This is a genomic window from Mesorhizobium sp. M0195 (assembly GCF_040322115.1).
In the GTDB taxonomy this organism is placed as follows: Bacteria; Pseudomonadota; Alphaproteobacteria; order Rhizobiales; family Rhizobiaceae; genus Mesorhizobium.
This window is the reverse complement of record NZ_JAMYSV010000008.1, coordinates 201,405-217,754: the sequence shown is the minus strand read 5'-3', so window position 1 is coordinate 217,754 and position 16,350 is coordinate 201,405. Positions and strand designations below refer to the sequence as shown.

Here is a 16,350-nt window from a genome sequence, read left to right as displayed (position 1 = left end):
GGTGTGAGGCGAAATCGAGCGACGCGCGAGTTGCGGGTAACGTTCCGCGGCGGCCGAGACCGCAAGTTCAAGGCGCTGGGTGACGTTCGAACGCGCCATGCATCCGCCGCCTCTGTTCGGAAACAGGAAGTTCTCCTCGCCCCCATAGTCCAACCGGCGCTTCCAGTTACGGATCAGGTTAGCGGTCGTACGCCAGAGCGGCACGCTGCGGTCTTTGCGCCCCTTTCCATGCAGGTGCGCGACCGCCGAGCCATCGACGGCGACCTCGCCGACGCGCAGGCCGATGGCTTCAGACACGCGGGCGCCGGTGTTGTACATCAGGCTGAACAGTGCGCGATCCCGCTCACCTGCCCATGTCCGCGCATCCGGCGCCTCAAGGATCGCCTGCATCTCCTCGCGTGACAAAAATCCCAGGACCGGCCGGTCGAACCGTTTCATCGGAATGGCCAGCACCTGTTCAATGATGGGGAGCGCGGTAAGGTCGTAGTGGGCGGCATACTTAAGGAAAGAGCGAAGTGCCGCCAGGCGGGCGTTGCGAGTACGGGCGCCGTTGCTCCGCACCTTCTCCAAGTGGTCGAGGAAGCTCAGGATCAACAGCGCATCGAGGTCGGCCAGGGTCAGCCGGGTGGGCGCCTTTCCAATCGTCGCCTCGGCGAAGCCAAGAAACAATCGGAAGGTATCGCGGTAGGCGGCGATAGTGCGCGAACTGACGGCTCGCTGATTGCCCAGATGCTCGACGAAAAAGCGTTGCAGCAGGATGGGGAAGGACGATGCCAGCTTGGGGTCAGTCATGATGACCCCCTCCAACCGTAGAGGCGAACAGCTCGAACCGTTTGCCAGCGACCGCCATGAGTTCCGGGACGCCGGTCAAATACCAATAAGTATCGGAGATCTTGGCGTGGCCGACATAGGTCGAGAGCGCCGCCATGGCGTTGTCGATATCGGCGCCATGCTCGTGCCAGAGCTGGATACGGCGGCAAATGAAGGTGTGGCGCAGGTCGTGAATACGCACCTTGCCATGGCCGCCCCGCGCGGTCCAACTAAGGTTGGTGCGAAGCTTCTGGAAAACCTTATTGATCCTCCGCTTCGCGATGAATCCGCCCGCCGGAGACAGGAACAGCGGTGAGTCCTCGGTGCGTGCACCATGACGCGCCCGAACCGCCAGATAGCGCCGTAGCTTGGCTACGACGGTGGCGTGTATGGGCACATGCCTGGATTTGCGGAACTTCGTGTTCCGAACCGTAAGGAACGCTCCATCGAGATTGACATCGCTGCAGCGCAGGTGAAGTGCTTCTGACCGGCGCAGACCCGTAGCGGCGATCAGCCCAAAGATCGTCGCGTAGGTTGCCGGCCGCAACCCGCCCTCAGGGGCGAGGCGCGAAGCGGCGGTCACAAGGTCGCAGATCTCCTGCTCCGAATAGATGTGCGGTGCGAGGCGGCGATGTGAACGACCAAAGGTCGCGGTTTGTGGGAACTCGGTGCCGGGATCGAGCCGGGCAAGATACCTCGCGAACGGGCGAAGGGCCTCGAGGCGCCGGGCCCATGAGAAAGGACTGGCTCGTTTGGCCTGGCCTTGCACCCAGTTCAGGACGATATCGTTAGTAAGCGGGCCACTATGACCGCGCTCGTCGGCAAACAAGGCGAAGGCGGTGATTTGATGGCCCTGCATCCTGAGGGCGAAACCAAGGGCGCGGCGTTCGGACAAATAGTCCTCTGCCAGCGAGAGCATGGTGCGCGCGCCGGTCATTGCGCGCTCCCCGGCCAGGGTAGGGCCACGGCTGCAAGATTGGTCAGATCGACCTTTGCGTAAATGGCGGACGTGTCGAGGCTTCGATGCCGCAGGATGTCCGCAATCTCCTTCATCGGCGCGCCGGCGCGCAGAAGTCGGCTCGCCATGCTGTGGCGGAGAATGTGGACACCCGTCCGCGTCCATCCACATCGTCGGTAGCCGGCCAGCACTGCGCGTTTGACGCTCTTGGTCGTGATCGGCTCGTCGTAGGGGGCAACATGGCGAACAAATATGGCCCGGTTCGACGTCGCGGGCCGCTCCTCGTGCAGATAGGCTGCAATCGCCGCTCCCGTCTCGGACGGTAGCGGGAGAGCATCCGCGCGTCGGCTTTTGGTGCCGACAAGCTTGATCGTGCCATCGGCCCAGTTGATGTCGTCAAGCTGCAGCTTGACGACTTCGCTGGATCGCAGGCCGAGATCGATCAGGCACCGCACCATCGCATAAGCCCGCAGGCGCGACGGGAACGCCTGATCAAAGGACCTCAGCAGTTCGTCGATCTCGGCGCCGGTCAGCACCTCAGGCAATGATGCCACCCGCCAGTGGGCGACCCGGGGAATCGCGGCCTTCAGTTCGCTCACCCGGTCGCCGAACATGCTGCGGAAGCGGAGATAGCAGCCAATGATGACGCCGATCGCGGCGACGGTGGTGGGTCTTCGCCCCTGTTTGCCAAGGACGAAGCGGCGGATGGATGCGGCGTTGACTGTCGCCAGGGAGATCGGCTGCTCGCCGAAATGCTCGACAAGAAATCCTCCGACCACTCGGCAACGCTTCCGACGGGTGTTGTCCGCCAGTCCCCTGACGTCGCGCATGTGGGCATCGAAGCGCGTCAGCTCCTGTTCGATGGTGGAATTGCGGGCAGGATACTGCAGCACCACCCCGCCGGCTTCGAGTACCTCCAGAAGATGGCCCAGTGCCGCCTGCAGCTCATGGCGCAAACGACGGACCGGGTCGGAGCAGGCGCACGCCGGCAGGTGCTCCGAGAGAAAGCGCATAACGGCGCCCTGGCCGATCGCTTCCAGGTCATACCCCTCCTGGGTCAGCCAATAGGCGAAATGCGCGATGCAGCACAAATAGACGCGCTGCGTGTTCGGCGCATATCGCCTTCGCAGCAAGTGCTCGCCGTACTGCGAAACGTAGGGCCGAAGAATACTGCCCTCCAGCCAAGCGCGGGGCTGTGGCTGAAGGATGATCGCTTTTTGCATGTTGATCTCCTTCCGAGTTGATTGGACTCGGAAGGATTATGCGCAGCGCTTAGTTTGAATGCCGGCCACCATCTCACTGATCTGCCGAAGAAAACTGGATACTGTCCCGATGAGCTGCGCATAATCATCGGGTGCGCATAATCCCTGTTATGTAGATTTCTGCATAAGCGTGATGATCGGCCCTTTGGCGGCAGTGGACCGCCCATCGTCGCCTACCGCTTCGAGGACAGCCGCGCCGGCGAATGTGTCGCCCGTCATCTGGACGGCTATCGCGGCATCCTGCAAGTCGACGGATACGCCGCCTATAACCGGCTGGCCCGATCCGATCGGGGCAATGACGGCGTGATGCTGGCGGCGTGCTGGTCGCACGTGCGGCGCAAGTTCTACGAACTGCATGCCGCAGGCTCCTCCGTTATCGCCTCGCAGACGGTGGCGCAGATGGCCCCACTGTGGGCCGCCGAGGAGGCCGTACGCGGCCAGGACCCGGCAGTACGGATAACTGCGCGTCAGGAGAAATCCGCCGCCGTCGTTGCCGCTCTGTTTGCGCTGTGGGAAAAGGAGCTGCCCAAGCTGTCGGGAAAATCGAAGCCGGCCGAGGCGATCCGCTATGCACTCGGCCGGCGTGCCGCGCTGGAGCGCTTCCTCACTGACGGCCGGATCGAAATCGACTCCAACACCGTCGAGCGCGCCATCCGGCCGCAGACAATTACCCGAAAGAACAGCCTCTTCGCGGGCAGCGACGGCGGCGGACGGACATGGGCCACCATCGCCACCCTGCTGACCACCGCCAAGATGAATCAGGTCGATCCGCACGCCTGGCTCACCCTGACCCTCGAGCGCATTGCCAATGGCTGGCCAAACAGCGATATCGACGCCCTCATGCCATGGAATTACCAGCGCTGAACGGCCTCAGCTGCCCGCTTACCGTAGCTCACTTTGAGGCTCTCTTTTTGCGGCAACGAGAAAGACGCTCGCAAGCAGGTCAAATCGCTTGCGCCTGCCGTAAGAGCTCCACCGGCGGCGCGCCATGACGACGGCCCGCCGAAGCGAGCACCGCGCATCGGGCAGCAGGCACAGCGTTCAATCCCCGAAGGCGTCAGTCGACATTCGACAAGAGACATATGGCGCGGCGCGAGCGCTGGGGCTTACGACTGACGGAAGCGGCTCTCAATCCGAGGCGATGCCGTTCTTTATCCGTGTGAGGTGGCTTTCGCCTTCCTCCGGGCCGAAGCAGCTTTCGAAATCATTGCATTCCCGGCAACTGGGCGCGCTGCACAGCGAAAAACCTTCGGCCTCGCAGAGCTTGCGGTAAAAGTATCTCTTCCATTTCATGTTTTGGGTGTTGCCGGCCGCCAGCGTCGGAAAATGCGAGGCGAGCAGGCAGCCGAGGTCGCTTCGATTAAAAAGGCCAAGGTCCTGCCAGAGATGGTCATTGCGCATGGCACGCCGGGCGATGATCTTGGCGAAGCGGGCGCTCGCCGGGTCTCCCGGCCGGGCATGCGCCAGCAGCAGTCCGCGCAGAAGTTCTTCCTCCAGGTCCGGCTCGGGCTCGCTCACCTCTTCCAAGGCAAACGCGGTGATAGGAATAGCAGGGAAACAGCGGGCCAGGACATCGCGCAGCTCGGCGCGCGAAAGGCCGGTTGCCTGCGTCGCCGTCGCCTCGCCGGCCTCGATCTCCTCGAGCGCACGTGAAAGCACACAGGCAAGCACATGCTGGTCGAACCTCCTCTCCAGCTCGATCTGCGGCCATCGGCCGGTGCTGAGCCGGGCATAGTGTTGGGCAAATATGGTGCCGTTCTCCTGGTTTGTCCTATCAAGTCATGCAGCGACCCGGCCGGCCGCAACATGGGTCGGGCAGTTCTTCGGGTAGAGGCAGTCGCGGATCGTCTCGCGGTCGAGTAGTGCGGTAATTTTCGTCTGGTCCATCGGCTCTGTCGCAAATTCTGTGATTGGAAGAGGTGTTTCGCGAATCCCCGCCCTGCCGTTTGCGCCTCATGGGGAACACCTCGGCGCCGGAAATGCCCCCGCGGAGTTGGACGTGGACCATGCGGGACAGAGGTCGCGTGCTGTCCTTTCCAGTGCGGCCACATGGTCGACCCCATTCAAGCCCGCCAGACCCACGGTTGAATGACGTCTGATTCAAAGCGTCAGGGGGTGAGTTCCAGCGCACGTTCAGGACAGCATCGCGCGCCTCGCGATGCCGGCAGCTCCTCCCCTTCCGCAACTTCAATGTCACCAGGCAGGATATAACCCTCGTCATCAAGCTTGAAGATGTCCGGCGCTTGCGCCGCGCATCGCGCGTGACCCTGGCATTTGGCATTTTGGACGATGATGCGCATGGCGGTGCCTCCATTGTCTGTGCCCCGGCTCGGGGCGGGCCTATGACCAGTCCAGGATCAAATTTTCGATCCCGAACACATGGCCGCCAGAGGTTATGGGTGCCGTACCCTGCTTGATCCTGAAAGCCGGGATGCGCGCCAGCCACTCCTCCAGGCCAATGACAATCTCCCGCCGGGCAAGGTGTGAGCCAAGGCAACGGTGGGGACCATAGCCAAAGGCGGCGTGGCGGTTGTCCTCCCGCTCCAAATCGATCGTGTTGGGGCATTCGAATTCCGCCGGGTCACGATTGGCAATCATCGTGGCGCAGGAAACATAGTCCCCCTTCCGGATCGGCGCGCCTTCGAAGTCGATATCTTTCGTAGCCACGCGGATCAACTGAATGGGCGGATAGGCCCGCAGCAATTCTTCGGTTGCGAGCGGGATGCGGTCCGGTTCGCTCCGCAGCAATTGCTGATCTTTGAGGTTGCGCGCGAGGTACGCCAAGTCAAAGCCTATAGCTGCTGCGACCGTGTCGAGCCCAGCGACGAAGACAAGCACGCCGATGCCGCGGACTTGGGTGTCCGTCAGCCGGCGGCCCTCGACCTGTGCCTGCACGATAAAGGTCATGAAATCGTCAACCGCCTCCTGGCGGCGCATGGCTGCAAGTTCGTCGATGAATGCCACGATCGTCCGGGCAGCCACAAGTCGTTCCTTATCGTCGCCGTGGAGCAGATCTTTCCCCCAGCCGACGAATGTATCGAGTCGGTCATCGGGCAACCCCAGAAAGCGAAGAAAGGTGCTCACCGCGAAAGGAAAGGCAAAATCCTTCATCACGTCGCAGCTTGTGCCCGACGCGGCGATCCTTTCGATCAGCTCGACCGCCCGTTCGCGGACAGCCGGTTCCAAAGCCAACACCCGCTTTGGCGAAAGCAGCGGATTGAGCAGTGAGCGAAAGACGCCATGGGCCGGTGGATCGAGCTCAAGCGGGATCGTCGGCCAGTTTTCACCCAGTATGGAGGAGAAGATGCTGCGATGGCTGGAAAAAGTCTCTGCGTCCTGCAGCACCTTCCGCTGGTCCGCGGCACGGGTGATGACCCAGGTACCCCGGCCATCTTGCGTGTTGTAGCGGGAGTAAAAGATCGGAGGCCCGTCATGTACGCAAGCGACAGCTGCGTGTGGATCCCCGTTGGGTGTTGGTGGCATCCCTGGCGATGTAAACAGGCTGAAGTCCCTCACCATTTCGGGCGGGACATGATCTGGAACGGGCTTGGTCGCCATTTTGCTTTCTCTACATTGACGTTCATGGCTCGATTGAGATTGCACCTCTGTTCATAAAGTCGATTTGCAGCATGGGTACGTCTCGGGTCGGGCGCCTTCTAGATTCTGTCGCCCGATACAGCCCACCTGCACCAGCGCGGATGAGATCGGTTGCGAAGTCAATCAGAAGGGCATCTCCGCTGCGCAGCGGTCATGAAGCAAAGCCGCCGCTTGTTCCCGTCAGGGTCGAGAGGCTGGTCAATCACCGCTGAGCTCCGTGACGCACTGCTGATGCCCTGCTGATCAAATAGTCGAAGCAAGTCGCGTGCCGGATAGGCGTACCCATGGCGCTGCAGCAAGCGATGCCAGCCTGCACTGGGCCCGTCGCCGCTAAGTTGATGATCACCTGTCCATCATTCTTAGGACAACGTCCGACAACCGACATCCACGGTCGGTTTTGTCGAGTCCGCGACATAGGGCAGTTCGGCCTGGCGGCTGCTGCACAGCCTTCCGGTCGACGAGCGAGGAGATCGCTCGCAGGGCCCGGATTGAGCAACGACGCGATCCACCGAAAGGATCGGATGTGGTCCGACAAGACCCGCGGCGCTTGCCCGCGATGATCGAAATTATCAACAAGGTCGAGCCGCGCTTCGGTTCGGCGCTGATGGCGTATGCGTTGTATCACTCGCAGCCGCTGCAAGGATTTCCGGTCAGACGAGCGATGCACTCGTGCGCAGCGATCCGGCCGGCGACGAGCCTGACTGTATCGATGCGGTCCAATTCCGGCGTGCACACCTGACCGTCCGTATGCGCTACGACGGCAAGCTCTATCGCACATGGACCTATATTTCCTCGCGAGCCGCTGTCGGAACGTGGTGCCGAGTCCTATGGCGGCCGGTTCATTCCGAGGGCCTGTCGGCTCTACACATCCCTGTCGGTCGGACCGGGAACGCGTGGCAGACTCTCGGCCAGAAACCGCCAGTCGCTGCGCTCGCGTTCGCCTTCCTTGCGCGCGCCGAAGAACTGGATGATCATCTTGCCGTCGGCGCCATAGGCTTCAACGGACGTGACGTGACCGTCCCTCGTCGGCTTGCGCACGGCCCAGACCTCGCGGATGTGATGAGTCCTAAGATGGAGATGGAAGTTCTCGTCGAGCACATTGATCCGCGGCCCGATCTGCTTGACCGACTTGATCGGGCCGGAATGGATCTGGATGCAACCACGATTGCCGACAAAGCACATGATCGGCATCTCGTCTTCGGCCGCCTGTTGGAACAGGGCGCCAACGGCGTCATTGTCGAGCAGCCAGGCGTAATCCTCGTCGGCCATACGTATCGCCTGGCAGCGGCTGAGCTTCAGTGTCTTCAACATATGGTAGAACTGATGCACGTCGCTCAGCCGGCTCCAGTGCTCGCGTAGGTCGTCGACCGTGGCGGCTTGGTCTTGACTCACTGCGTTATCGCGCGCCCCGCTCGCCTCGACCGATATGATCGGCTCCTGGTCGGAGGATACGAGCTCTGCCGCCAGATTCTGATAGGCGTGCAGGTTCGAGGCGGGCCTGAGATGTATTTTGTGCATCGCCTCGCCGGTGGCATCAAAGAATTGCAGGCTGCGGCGGATCTCGGCTTCCTCGCGCTTCTCGACGGCGAAGCCATACGCCCACGCTTTCGGGAAGATGCGCAGGTCGATCTCGTCGCCGAGCACCATGGCATGCGGGTTGCCGGTGACCACTTTGTCGTAAACGCCGATCTTTTGGTGCACGGCACTTTGGTTGCGGGTGACCGCCATCACCTCGCCGACCGCTTCGAGGCCGGTCAGCAGATCATCGACGCGCGGCTCGATGCGCACCGCGCCGTGACCACAATGCGCCGCGACCAATTCGGCTTCCGAAATGCCCAATCGAGCGGCGAGATCATGCTCCCGGATTTTCGGATTGTCTTCGCACGCCCGCCGGATTTCGTCCGGCGACGGTTTCTCGCGCTGGTCCATGTCTTACCCCTGCTTCCACCTACGTGTGAGGATCAGCTGCCCTGCCGGTGAATCTTCAGCCGATCGGGCGCGCCGTAATGCTCGACCCTGATCTGCTGCTGGCCCGTGAACAAAGTGTCGCTGGACAGCGTGCGCACGTCGTCGCACCCGCGCGAAAACCGGGGGTGCTATCGGAGCGGCGAGACCCGAGTGACACGAGCAGGCACATGCCGATGGAATCACATCGAGCCGGTCGGTGGCCACCGGGCGGTGGTGAGCGATTGTGGGTGTTGTCGCAATCGGCCAATCGGTCATTCGGATGCCACGGGCGGCGCTGCTTCGCCAAACAAAGCGTGTCTGACCCAGTCCTGACATGTTGCTCCCTTGCTTCGCCCCATCGATCGCGAGGGCACCCACGACACGATTGTGGATCGGCAGTCTCTTGCCGCCTCGCCAAGTGGAGCTTCAAAAACCGTGCCAATTGACCGAAGCAAGCTCAGAAGAAGTCTTCTGTAATGGTCATTGGTTTAATGTGAGTTCAGCCAACAACTCAGGCCCAACATCCCGCGTGGCGGACCCGACAAACCCGACAGTACGTGTCGGTTGGCCGACACCTTCGCAGCAATGGACTCACAAGAACCACCGCAGTGTCAGAGATGCCGCGCTGTGTTGAAACATTTTTTCGCTTTGGCACGGTGCATGCAACGTGATGCGCAAGCAGGTCCCGGACTGAGGAGAATGGAGCCATGATTACGCTCACCGACAACGCTGTTGCCGCCATCAAGACTGCTCTTTCCCGCGCCAGCGAGCCGGCGGAAGGCTTTCGCATCATGGTCCAGGCCGGCGGCTGCGCCGGCTTCAAATACTTAATGGGCCTGGAGAGCGTGTCGCGCGAGGGCGACGCGATCACCGAGACAGATGGGATTAAGCTGTTCGTGGACGCGGGCTCCCAACCGCATGTCGCCGGCATGACCGTCGACTTCCTCACCGGGCTGGAATCTTCCGGCTTTGTCTTCGATAACCCCAACGCGCGCGAGAAGTGCGGCTGCGGCAAGTCCTTCAGTTGATCGCCCGAAGCGCCTGTGCGGGTCCATGAAGCGATTGCCGTTGACGGACTCATTTGCGGCAGAGGAGGCTTATATGGCCGGCACAACAGATGTCCCTGTCCTCAAGAACAAGGCAAGGTCGAAGCCGATCTTGGGACCGGCAATCGCTTCAGGTAGGATGCAAAGAACGTCGCCTCCCGAAACAGTTCGGTTCCTGGTGGCACCCAAGCTGCTGGCGACCAAATCGCGCCGCTGCGCCAAATTCGGCTTATCGATAACGTTGTCGCGTTCGGGCGTCCTTACCTGCGGGCTGACGGCGGCGACTGCGGACTTGTCCGTGTCGACGCCGATCCGGTCTAAGTCAAACTCTCGGGCGTCTGCGCCGGCTGCCAGTTCGGGCCCATCATCATCAACGGCATGCGCCAGAGGCTCAATGAGGCGGTCGCACGCTCGCGTCATTCCGGTCAACTGAGGATCGCACATGAAACCTGTCTACCTCGACAACAACGCAACCACACGGGCCGATCCTGAGGTCGTGCAAGCGATGTTGCCGTTCTTTAGGGATCAATTCGGCAACCCTTCGTCGGCGCACGCTCTTGGCGCCTCAGTCAGTGCGGCGGTGAGAAAGGCGCGGAGGCAGTTGCAAGCTCTGATCGGCGCGGAGTTCGACGATGAGATCACCTTCACCTCGGGTGGGACAGAAAGCGACAATGCAGCGCTTCTTTCGGCGCTCGAGGCGACGCCCAACCGAACCGAGATCGTGACGTCCGCGGTCGAGCATCCCGCCGTGCTGACGCTCTGCGCGCATCTTGAGAAGACCCGCCGCGTCAAGGTGCACAGGATCCCGGTGGATTGCCGTGGCCGGCTCGACCTCGACGCCTATATGGCCGCCCTCACCCCACAGGTGGCAATCGTCTCGATAATGTGGGCGAACAATGAGACTGGTGTGATCTTCCCCGTGGCCAGGCTTGCCGAGTTGGCCAAGGAAGTGGGCGCCCTTTTCCATACCGATGCTGTGCAGGCGGTCGGCAAGCTTCCGATGGACCTGAAGTCGACCGCAATCGACATGCTGTCGCTCTCCGGCCACAAGCTGCATGGGCCGAAAGGGATCGGCGCGCTTTTCGTAAAACGTGGCGTCAATTTCCACTCGCTGATCAAGGGGGGCCACCAAGAACAAAACCGGCGTGCTGGCACCGAGAATACGCCCGGCATAGTCGGGCTCGGCATGGCGGCCGAACTCGCCTTGAAATTCATGGACGACGAGACCACACGGGTAAAGTCGCTCCGCGACCGTTTAGAGGACGGGATTCTCCAGCGCATCCCAAGCACCTGTGTCACTGGTGATCCCCTGGAACGGTTGCCCAACACCGCAAGCATCTCCTTCGAACATGTCGAAAGTGATGGAATTCCACTTCTCCTCAGCCGCGTGGGCATCGCGTGTTCCTCCGGCTCCGCCTGCACCTCCGGCTCGCTGGAACCGAGCCATGTCCTGAGCGCGATGAAAACGCCACACGCGGCAGTCCGCTTCTCCTTGGCGCGGGACAACGGCGAAGCGGACGTCGACCGGGTGCTCGAGGTCATGCCGGCAATCGTGGAGAAGCTGCGTGGCTTTCCCAGTTCTGGGCCGGGTAAGCGAAGCTCCGAAGACGTTCAATCCGGTCTATGCCTGAGCGGCAGCAGAACAGGCTACCGTTCATGACCCGTCATGTCTTTCTCAACGATACGACCTTGCGCGATGGCGAGCAGGCGCCCGGCGTCGCCTTTACCACGACGGAAAAGCTGGAGATCGCCGAGTCTCTTGCGGCGGCCGGCGTCACAGAGATCGAGATCGGCACGCCGGTCATGGGCGCCGACGAGATCGAAACAATTCGCGCCGTGGTCGCGCGGCGTCTCCCGGTTCGGCTCATGGCCTGGTGCCGGATGACGTCGCTGGATCTCGATGCAGCGATCGAGAGCGGCGTCCACGCCGTCAATCTATCGCTGCCTGCGTCGGACATCCAACTTGCCGCCAAGCTCGGCCTCGATAAGGCGGGAGCGCTCCAGGTCATCGATCATATGGTCAGGCGCGCCGCCGCCGCCGGCTTCTTCGTCGCGGTGGGCTGCGAGGATGCCTCGCGGGCCAATCGGGATCATCTCGCCCGCGTCATCGAGACGGCTGCACGCGCCGGCGCAAGCCGCGTCAGGCTAGCCGACACAGTCGGCGTTCTCGACCCGTTTTCGACCTTCGAACTTGTCGCCCAGCTCGTTGCGCAGTCTCCAATTGACCTTGAATTTCATGCGCACAACGATCTCGGACTTGCTGCCGCCAACACGCTGGCCGCGATCCGCGCAGGCGCGCGCCATGCCTCCGTCACCGTCCTGGGGCTCGGCGAGCGTGCGGGCAATGCCGCGCTGGAAGAGGTGGCCGCCGCGATGGCGGTCCTCGACGGCGCGGATACCGGCATCGAGCTGACCGCATTGCCCGACCTCGCCGCCCAGGTGGCTTGGGCCGCCCGCCGGCAGACCGCGGCCATTAAACCGGTCGTCGGCGCCGATGTTTTCACCCACGAATCCGGCATTCACGTGGCAGGGCTGCTGAAGGACTCGCGTACTTATCAGGGGCTCGATCCGGCTCTCGTGGGCCGCTGCCGGCGTATCGTCATCGGCAAGCATTCCGGCGCCACTGCGATTGCCCATGTGCTGAGCGAAAGCGGCCGCGATCTCGACCCGGATTTGGCAGCCGCGATGGTGGCCCGCGTCCGGCGCGAGGCGGCCGAGACCAAATCGACCGTCACTGCAACTCAACTGGTCGAGCTCTACGATGGAATGTGCAGCGAGGCATCCCTCGCGGAGCTGTGCGGGTCCAGGTCAGCCCTGCGCGAGCGCACCGACACCACAGTTTTCCGACCAGGGAGAATGCAATGAATTGTTCCGCTGACAGACGCCCCATCGATATCACCGACATCCTCGCACGACTGAAGCGCCTGTCGGCTGCGGAGGAGTTCTTCGCAGTCCTTGGCGTCTCCTATGACCCGAAGGTGCTGAATGTCTCGCGGCTCCATATCATGAAGCGCGTGGGCCAATACCTTGCCGAAGAAGATTTCTCCGGTCTGCCCGACCAGGTGATTGCCGCGCGGGTGCGCGCGACGCTCGAACGCGCTTACGAGGATTTCGCGATTTCCTCGCCGCTCATGCATCGGGTCTTCAAGGTGCTCAAAGACCACGATCCGAACAAACCTGCCACGCCGGGCCGCACCTTTGTCCCGTTCGACTCCGTACTGAAGCGGTTCGGACGGAATGACAGCGACACGAGTTGCGACGCGACAATGTCGAGAGGCCGACAAATCCGGTCATCACCACGGCGCCCTCAGAAGCAACCAACGAAGTTCTAGGAATAGGGGGCAGCGCAAAACAGTTGGCACGAATGATGCACACCAAGGAGATAACCGCCAAGCCCGCATCCGGACAGGAGCCTAGAGAAACCGCCAATGCACATCGTAATCTGTATCAAGCAGGTGCCGGACTCGGCACAGATACGGGTCCATCCGGTGACGAACACGATCATGCGCCAGGGTGTTCCGACCATCATCAACCCTTACGACCTGTTCGCCCTCGAAGAGGCCCTCAGACTGCGCGACGCCTATGGTGGCGAAGTTACCGTACTCACTATGGGTCCGCCCATGGCAGAGGACGCGTTGCGCAAGGCGCTCGGATACGGCGCCGACCGAGCGGTGCTCTTGACCGACCGCTATTTTGCCGGCTCCGACACGCTGGCGACCTCGTTCGCCCTTTCCCAGGCAATCGCGAAGGTTGGCGAGACGTTCGGCACGCCAGACCTCGTCTTCACCGGCAAGCAGACGATCGATGGCGACACCGCCCAAGTCGGGCCCGGCATCGCCAAGCGCCTCGAACTCCTGCAGCTTACCTATGTCGCGAAGATCGCCTCCATTGATATTGCTGCGCGCGAGATCAAGGTCGAGCGCCGCTCCGAAGGCGGCACACAGATGCTGAAGAGCAGTCTCCCTTGCCTGATCACCATGCTGGAAGGCACAAACGAGATCCGCCGGGGCTCGATCCAGGACGCCCTGTGCGCCGCGCGCAGCCAGGTCTTGAAATGGAGTGCGGCCGATGCCGGCATTGAGGATCTCACCAAATGCGGCCTGCGCGGTTCACCGACGGTCGTCAAGCGCGTTTTCGCGCCTCCTGCGCGGGCCGAAAAGGCGGCAAAAATCGACACCGCCGAGATGGCCTTGCGCGATGTCGCTGACGAACTCATCACGGCAATCTTCACCCGCCAGCCGGCATTGGAACATGAGCTCGCCTTCAACGGCGGCGCGTGAGAGGGCAAGGAGCAGACGATGTCGACCGCGAACCGAGAAACCCCTCGCCCTGCCGCCGGCCGTGCCGGCATAAAGAAGGAGCTGCCCGCGCATTTCAAGGACTACCGGCACGTTTGGGTTTTCATCGAGCTCGAACGCGGCCAGGTCCATCCCGTATCATTCGAACTGCTCGGCGAAGGCCGCAAGTTAGCAGACAAGCTTCAGGTCCAGCTTGCAGGCGTCGTGCTTGGACCGCCGGGAGAGGCCATCGGGAACGCCGTTGCCGAAGCGTTCGCTTATGGCGCCGACCTTGTCTACATCGTCGAGGCGCCGCTGCTCGCCGACTATCGGAACGAGCCATTCACCAAGGCGATGACGGATCTGGTCGATACCCACAAACCCGAGATCCTTCTTCTCGGTGCCACCACACTCGGCAGGGATCTTGCCGGCTCCGTGGCGACGACCTTGCAGACAGGGCTCACGGCCGACTGCACCGAACTTGATGTGGATACCGACGGTTCGCTCGCCGCCACCCGTCCGACTTTCGGCGGTTCCTTGCTGTGCACGATCTATACGCTCAATTTCCGCCCCCAGATGGCGACAGTGCGACCGAGGGTCATGCCCATGCCACCGCGGGCGGATAAACCGGTCGGGCGTGTCATCCGGCACAAGCTCTCGGTAGCCGAGGACGAGATCGTTACCAAAGTCCTGGGCTTCCTGCCGGATAGTCAGTCGGCAAAGGCAAATCTTGCCTATGCCGACGTCGTGGTTGCGGGAGGCCTCGGTCTAGGCGCGGCGGAGAACCTGCAGCTTGTGAAGAATCTCGCGCGGGCAATTGGTGCCGAGCATGGCTGTTCGCGCCCGTTGGTCCAGAAGAGCTGGATGCCGGCTGATCGGCAGATCGGCCAAACTGGCAAGACCATCCGGCCGAAGCTTTACATAGCGGCTGGGATTTCCGGCGCCATCCAGCACCGGGTTGGCGTCGAGGGGGCGGATCTCATCGTGGCCATCAACACCGACCCGAACGCGCCGATTTTCGATTTCGCTCACCTCGGGATCGTCACCGACGCGATCCGCTTCCTGCCCGCACTGACGGAAGCCTTCACCCGGCGGCTGTCGCCCCACAGTCGCGATAAGCTTGCGAGCTAAGGGATGGATATGATTGAGGAACAATTCGACGCCATTGTTATTGGGGCCGGCATGTCCGGAAACGCAGCTGCTTACACCATGGCCAGCCACGGCCTGAAGGTGCTGCAGTTGGAGCGGGGTGAATATCCGGGGTCCAAGAATGTCCAGGGTGCCATCATGTACGCGAACATGCTGGAGAAGATCATCCCGGATTTCCGGGACGATGCGCCTCTTGAGCGGCATTTGGTTGAACAGCGGCTTTGGGTGATGGACGACACGTCCCACACCGGGATTCACTATCGGTCGGACGACTTCAATGAGGCGAAGCCCAACCGCTACACGATCATCCGTGCCCAGTTCGATAAATGGTTTTCGCGTAAGGTGCGCGAGGCCGGCGCGACGGTTCTGTGCGAGACGACCGTGACGGAACTCATCCGTGACGCCAAGGACAGGGTGATCGGCGTCCGCACAGACCGGGCCGGCGGAGCCATCTACGCGGACGTGGTCGTCCTCGCAGAAGGTGTCTGCGGACTGCTTGGCACGCGGGCCGGCCTGCGCGAGATGCCGAAGCCGCAAACCGTGGCGCTCGCCGTCAAGGAAATGCATTTCCTGCCCGAAGAGGTCATTGAGCAGCGGTTCGGCCTCAAAGGCGATGAAGGCTGCGTGATCGAGGCGGTGGGCACGACCTCCCGCAGCATGGCCGGGCTCGGCTTCCTCTACACCAACAAGGAGTCGATCTCACTGGGCATTGGCTGCCTCGTCTCCGATTTCGCCGCGATGGTCGAGAGCCCTTACGTCCTCCTCGACGCCTTAAAAACCCATCCTTCGATCCGGCCGCTGATTGCCGGCTCGGAAGTGAAAGAATATTCCGCGCATCTCATTCCCGAAGGCGGCTACAAGGCTATTCCGCAGCTCTTTGGCGACGGTTGGGTCGTGGTCGGCGATGCCGCGCAACTGAACAACGCCATTCACCGCGAGGGTTCGAACCTCGCCATGACCTCCGGCCGCATCGCGGCTGAGGCAATCATCGAGGTCAAGAGCCGCAACGGTCCTATGACCAAACGGAATCTCGCCCTTTACAAAGCCATGCTGGACAAGTCCTTCGTGGTCAAGGACCTAAGGAAATACAAAGACATGCCGGCCTTGCTCCACACCAATTCCTGCAATTACTTCACGACCTATCCGCGGTTGATGTCGCAAGCCGCGCAGAACTTCATGCGTGTCGACGGCACGCCGAAGATCGAGAAGGAAAAGGCGACCACGGCGGCCTTCATCAAGGCGCGCTCGCGCTGGGGGCTGGTCAGCGACGCGGTCCGCCTTGCATTGGCGTGGCGCTGAGGGGA

Annotated in this window: 14 protein-coding genes and 3 pseudogenes; 9 read left to right on the top strand and 8 right to left on the bottom strand. The window is 62.0% G+C overall.

The window, feature by feature from the left end; all coding sequences use genetic code 11:
• The 3 genes from NKJ12_RS18335 to NKJ12_RS18325 all read right to left on the bottom strand — a co-directional run.
• A partial coding sequence (locus tag NKJ12_RS18335) for a tyrosine-type recombinase/integrase (RefSeq protein WP_352704270.1) occupies window positions 1-792 on the bottom strand: 792 nt, incomplete at its 3' end.
• Window positions 785-1,747 (bottom strand): tyrosine-type recombinase/integrase, encoded by a 963-nt coding sequence (locus NKJ12_RS18330; RefSeq protein ID WP_352704268.1) that lies wholly within the window; start codon window positions 1,745-1,747, stop codon window positions 785-787. The genes NKJ12_RS18335 and NKJ12_RS18330, both read right to left, overlap by 8 nt.
• Window positions 1,744-2,991: a site-specific integrase gene (locus NKJ12_RS18325; protein ID WP_352704266.1), complete on the bottom strand. Its 1,248-nt coding sequence runs from the start codon at window positions 2,989-2,991 to the stop codon at window positions 1,744-1,746. The genes NKJ12_RS18330 and NKJ12_RS18325 overlap by 4 nt, the downstream gene beginning before the upstream one ends.
• Before the next feature lie 162 nt (window positions 2,992-3,153).
• On the opposite strand from NKJ12_RS18325, the pseudogene tnpC reads away from it, so the two are divergent.
• Window positions 3,154-3,894, top strand: a pseudogene (gene tnpC / locus NKJ12_RS18320) (IS66 family transposase); the annotation flags it as partial.
• A 264-nt stretch (window positions 3,895-4,158) separates the two neighbouring features.
• Here tnpC and NKJ12_RS18315 read toward each other — a convergent pair.
• The 3 genes from NKJ12_RS18315 to NKJ12_RS18305 all read right to left on the bottom strand — a co-directional run bounded on the left by NKJ12_RS18315 (window position 4,159) and on the right by NKJ12_RS18305 (window position 6,588).
• The gene (locus NKJ12_RS18315) at window positions 4,159-4,779 is read right to left on the bottom strand and encodes a nitrogen fixation protein NifQ (protein WP_352450802.1); all 621 of its coding nucleotides are present in this window, start codon (window positions 4,777-4,779) and stop codon (window positions 4,159-4,161) included.
• A 359-nt stretch (window positions 4,780-5,138) separates the two neighbouring features.
• Window positions 5,139-5,330 (bottom strand): ferredoxin, encoded by a 192-nt coding sequence (locus NKJ12_RS18310; RefSeq protein WP_352450761.1) that lies wholly within the window; start codon window positions 5,328-5,330, stop codon window positions 5,139-5,141.
• 40 nt (window positions 5,331-5,370) lie between these two features.
• On the bottom strand, window positions 5,371-6,588 hold the full coding sequence (locus NKJ12_RS18305; RefSeq protein ID WP_352704264.1) for a cytochrome P450: 1,218 nt from the start codon (window positions 6,586-6,588) through the stop codon (window positions 5,371-5,373).
• A 436-nt stretch (window positions 6,589-7,024) separates the two neighbouring features.
• On the opposite strand from NKJ12_RS18305, the pseudogene NKJ12_RS18300 reads away from it, so the two are divergent.
• Window positions 7,025-7,366 (top strand): annotated as a pseudogene (locus NKJ12_RS18300) (hypothetical protein).
• A 122-nt stretch (window positions 7,367-7,488) separates the two neighbouring features.
• On the opposite strand, the gene NKJ12_RS18295 reads toward NKJ12_RS18300, so the two are convergent.
• Window positions 7,489-8,556 (bottom strand): hemin-degrading factor, encoded by a 1,068-nt coding sequence (locus NKJ12_RS18295; RefSeq protein ID WP_352450759.1) that lies wholly within the window; start codon window positions 8,554-8,556, stop codon window positions 7,489-7,491.
• A gap of 725 nt (window positions 8,557-9,281) precedes the next feature.
• Between NKJ12_RS18295 and NKJ12_RS18290 the strand changes: the two genes are divergently transcribed.
• On the top strand, window positions 9,282-9,602 hold the full coding sequence (locus NKJ12_RS18290) for a HesB/IscA family protein (protein ID WP_023678237.1): 321 nt from the start codon (window positions 9,282-9,284) through the stop codon (window positions 9,600-9,602).
• 69 nt (window positions 9,603-9,671) lie between these two features.
• Here the strand turns inward: NKJ12_RS18290 and NKJ12_RS18285 are convergent, their stop codons facing one another.
• Complete coding sequence (locus NKJ12_RS18285) at window positions 9,672-10,064, bottom strand: hypothetical protein (RefSeq protein ID WP_352450758.1); 393 nt, start codon at window positions 10,062-10,064, stop codon at window positions 9,672-9,674.
• Between NKJ12_RS18285 and nifS the strand changes: the two genes are divergently transcribed.
• From nifS to NKJ12_RS18255, 6 genes and pseudogenes are all read left to right on the top strand, one after another.
• Entirely contained in the window at window positions 10,063-11,280 is a 1,218-nt protein-coding gene (gene nifS / locus NKJ12_RS18280) for a cysteine desulfurase NifS (RefSeq protein ID WP_352704261.1), read from the top strand. The genes NKJ12_RS18285 and nifS overlap by 2 nt on opposite strands.
• A complete protein-coding gene (gene nifV, locus NKJ12_RS18275) occupies window positions 11,277-12,485 on the top strand; it encodes a homocitrate synthase (RefSeq protein WP_352704259.1) in 1,209 nt (402 codons plus the stop codon). The genes nifS and nifV overlap by 4 nt, the downstream gene beginning before the upstream one ends.
• Window positions 12,482-12,853: pseudogene (nifW, locus tag NKJ12_RS18270) on the top strand (nitrogenase stabilizing/protective protein NifW); the annotation flags it as partial. The gene nifV and the pseudogene nifW, both read left to right, overlap by 4 nt.
• A 195-nt stretch (window positions 12,854-13,048) precedes the next feature.
• Window positions 13,049-13,900 (top strand): electron transfer flavoprotein subunit beta/FixA family protein, encoded by an 852-nt coding sequence (locus NKJ12_RS18265; protein ID WP_352450754.1) that lies wholly within the window; start codon window positions 13,049-13,051, stop codon window positions 13,898-13,900.
• Window positions 13,901-13,918: 18 nt separating this feature from the next.
• Window positions 13,919-15,028, top strand: a complete 1,110-nt coding sequence (locus tag NKJ12_RS18260) for an electron transfer flavoprotein subunit alpha/FixB family protein (RefSeq protein ID WP_352450753.1) — start codon at window positions 13,919-13,921, stop codon at window positions 15,026-15,028.
• Between the two features lie 9 nt (window positions 15,029-15,037).
• Window positions 15,038-16,345 (top strand): FAD-binding protein, encoded by a 1,308-nt coding sequence (locus NKJ12_RS18255; RefSeq protein WP_352450801.1) that lies wholly within the window; start codon window positions 15,038-15,040, stop codon window positions 16,343-16,345.
• The last annotated feature ends 5 nt before the right edge of the window (window positions 16,346-16,350 follow it).

What these genes read in the sequence shown, in the direction of transcription:
- NKJ12_RS18330 (WP_352704268.1), bottom strand. Translation starts at nt 1,747, where the DNA reads ATGACCGGCGCGCGCACCATGCTCTCGCTGGCAGAGGACTATTTGTCC.
- NKJ12_RS18325 (WP_352704266.1), bottom strand. Translation starts at nt 2,991, where the DNA reads ATGCAAAAAGCGATCATCCTTCAGCCACAGCCCCGCGCTTGGCTGGAG.
- NKJ12_RS18310 (WP_352450761.1), bottom strand. Translation starts at nt 5,330, where the DNA reads ATGCGCATCATCGTCCAAAATGCCAAATGCCAGGGTCACGCGCGATGC.
- NKJ12_RS18305 (WP_352704264.1), bottom strand. Translation starts at nt 6,588, where the DNA reads ATGGCGACCAAGCCCGTTCCAGATCATGTCCCGCCCGAAATGGTGAGG.
- NKJ12_RS18295 (WP_352450759.1), bottom strand. Translation starts at nt 8,556, where the DNA reads ATGGACCAGCGCGAGAAACCGTCGCCGGACGAAATCCGGCGGGCGTGC.
- NKJ12_RS18290 (WP_023678237.1), top strand. Translation starts at nt 9,282, where the DNA reads ATGATTACGCTCACCGACAACGCTGTTGCCGCCATCAAGACTGCTCTT.
- nifS (WP_352704261.1), top strand. Translation starts at nt 10,063, where the DNA reads ATGAAACCTGTCTACCTCGACAACAACGCAACCACACGGGCCGATCCT.
- NKJ12_RS18285 (WP_352450758.1), bottom strand. Translation starts at nt 10,064, where the DNA reads ATGTGCGATCCTCAGTTGACCGGAATGACGCGAGCGTGCGACCGCCTC.
- nifV (WP_352704259.1), top strand. Translation starts at nt 11,277, where the DNA reads ATGACCCGTCATGTCTTTCTCAACGATACGACCTTGCGCGATGGCGAG.
- NKJ12_RS18265 (WP_352450754.1), top strand. Translation starts at nt 13,049, where the DNA reads ATGCACATCGTAATCTGTATCAAGCAGGTGCCGGACTCGGCACAGATA.
- NKJ12_RS18260 (WP_352450753.1), top strand. Translation starts at nt 13,919, where the DNA reads ATGTCGACCGCGAACCGAGAAACCCCTCGCCCTGCCGCCGGCCGTGCC.
- NKJ12_RS18255 (WP_352450801.1), top strand. Translation starts at nt 15,038, where the DNA reads ATGATTGAGGAACAATTCGACGCCATTGTTATTGGGGCCGGCATGTCC.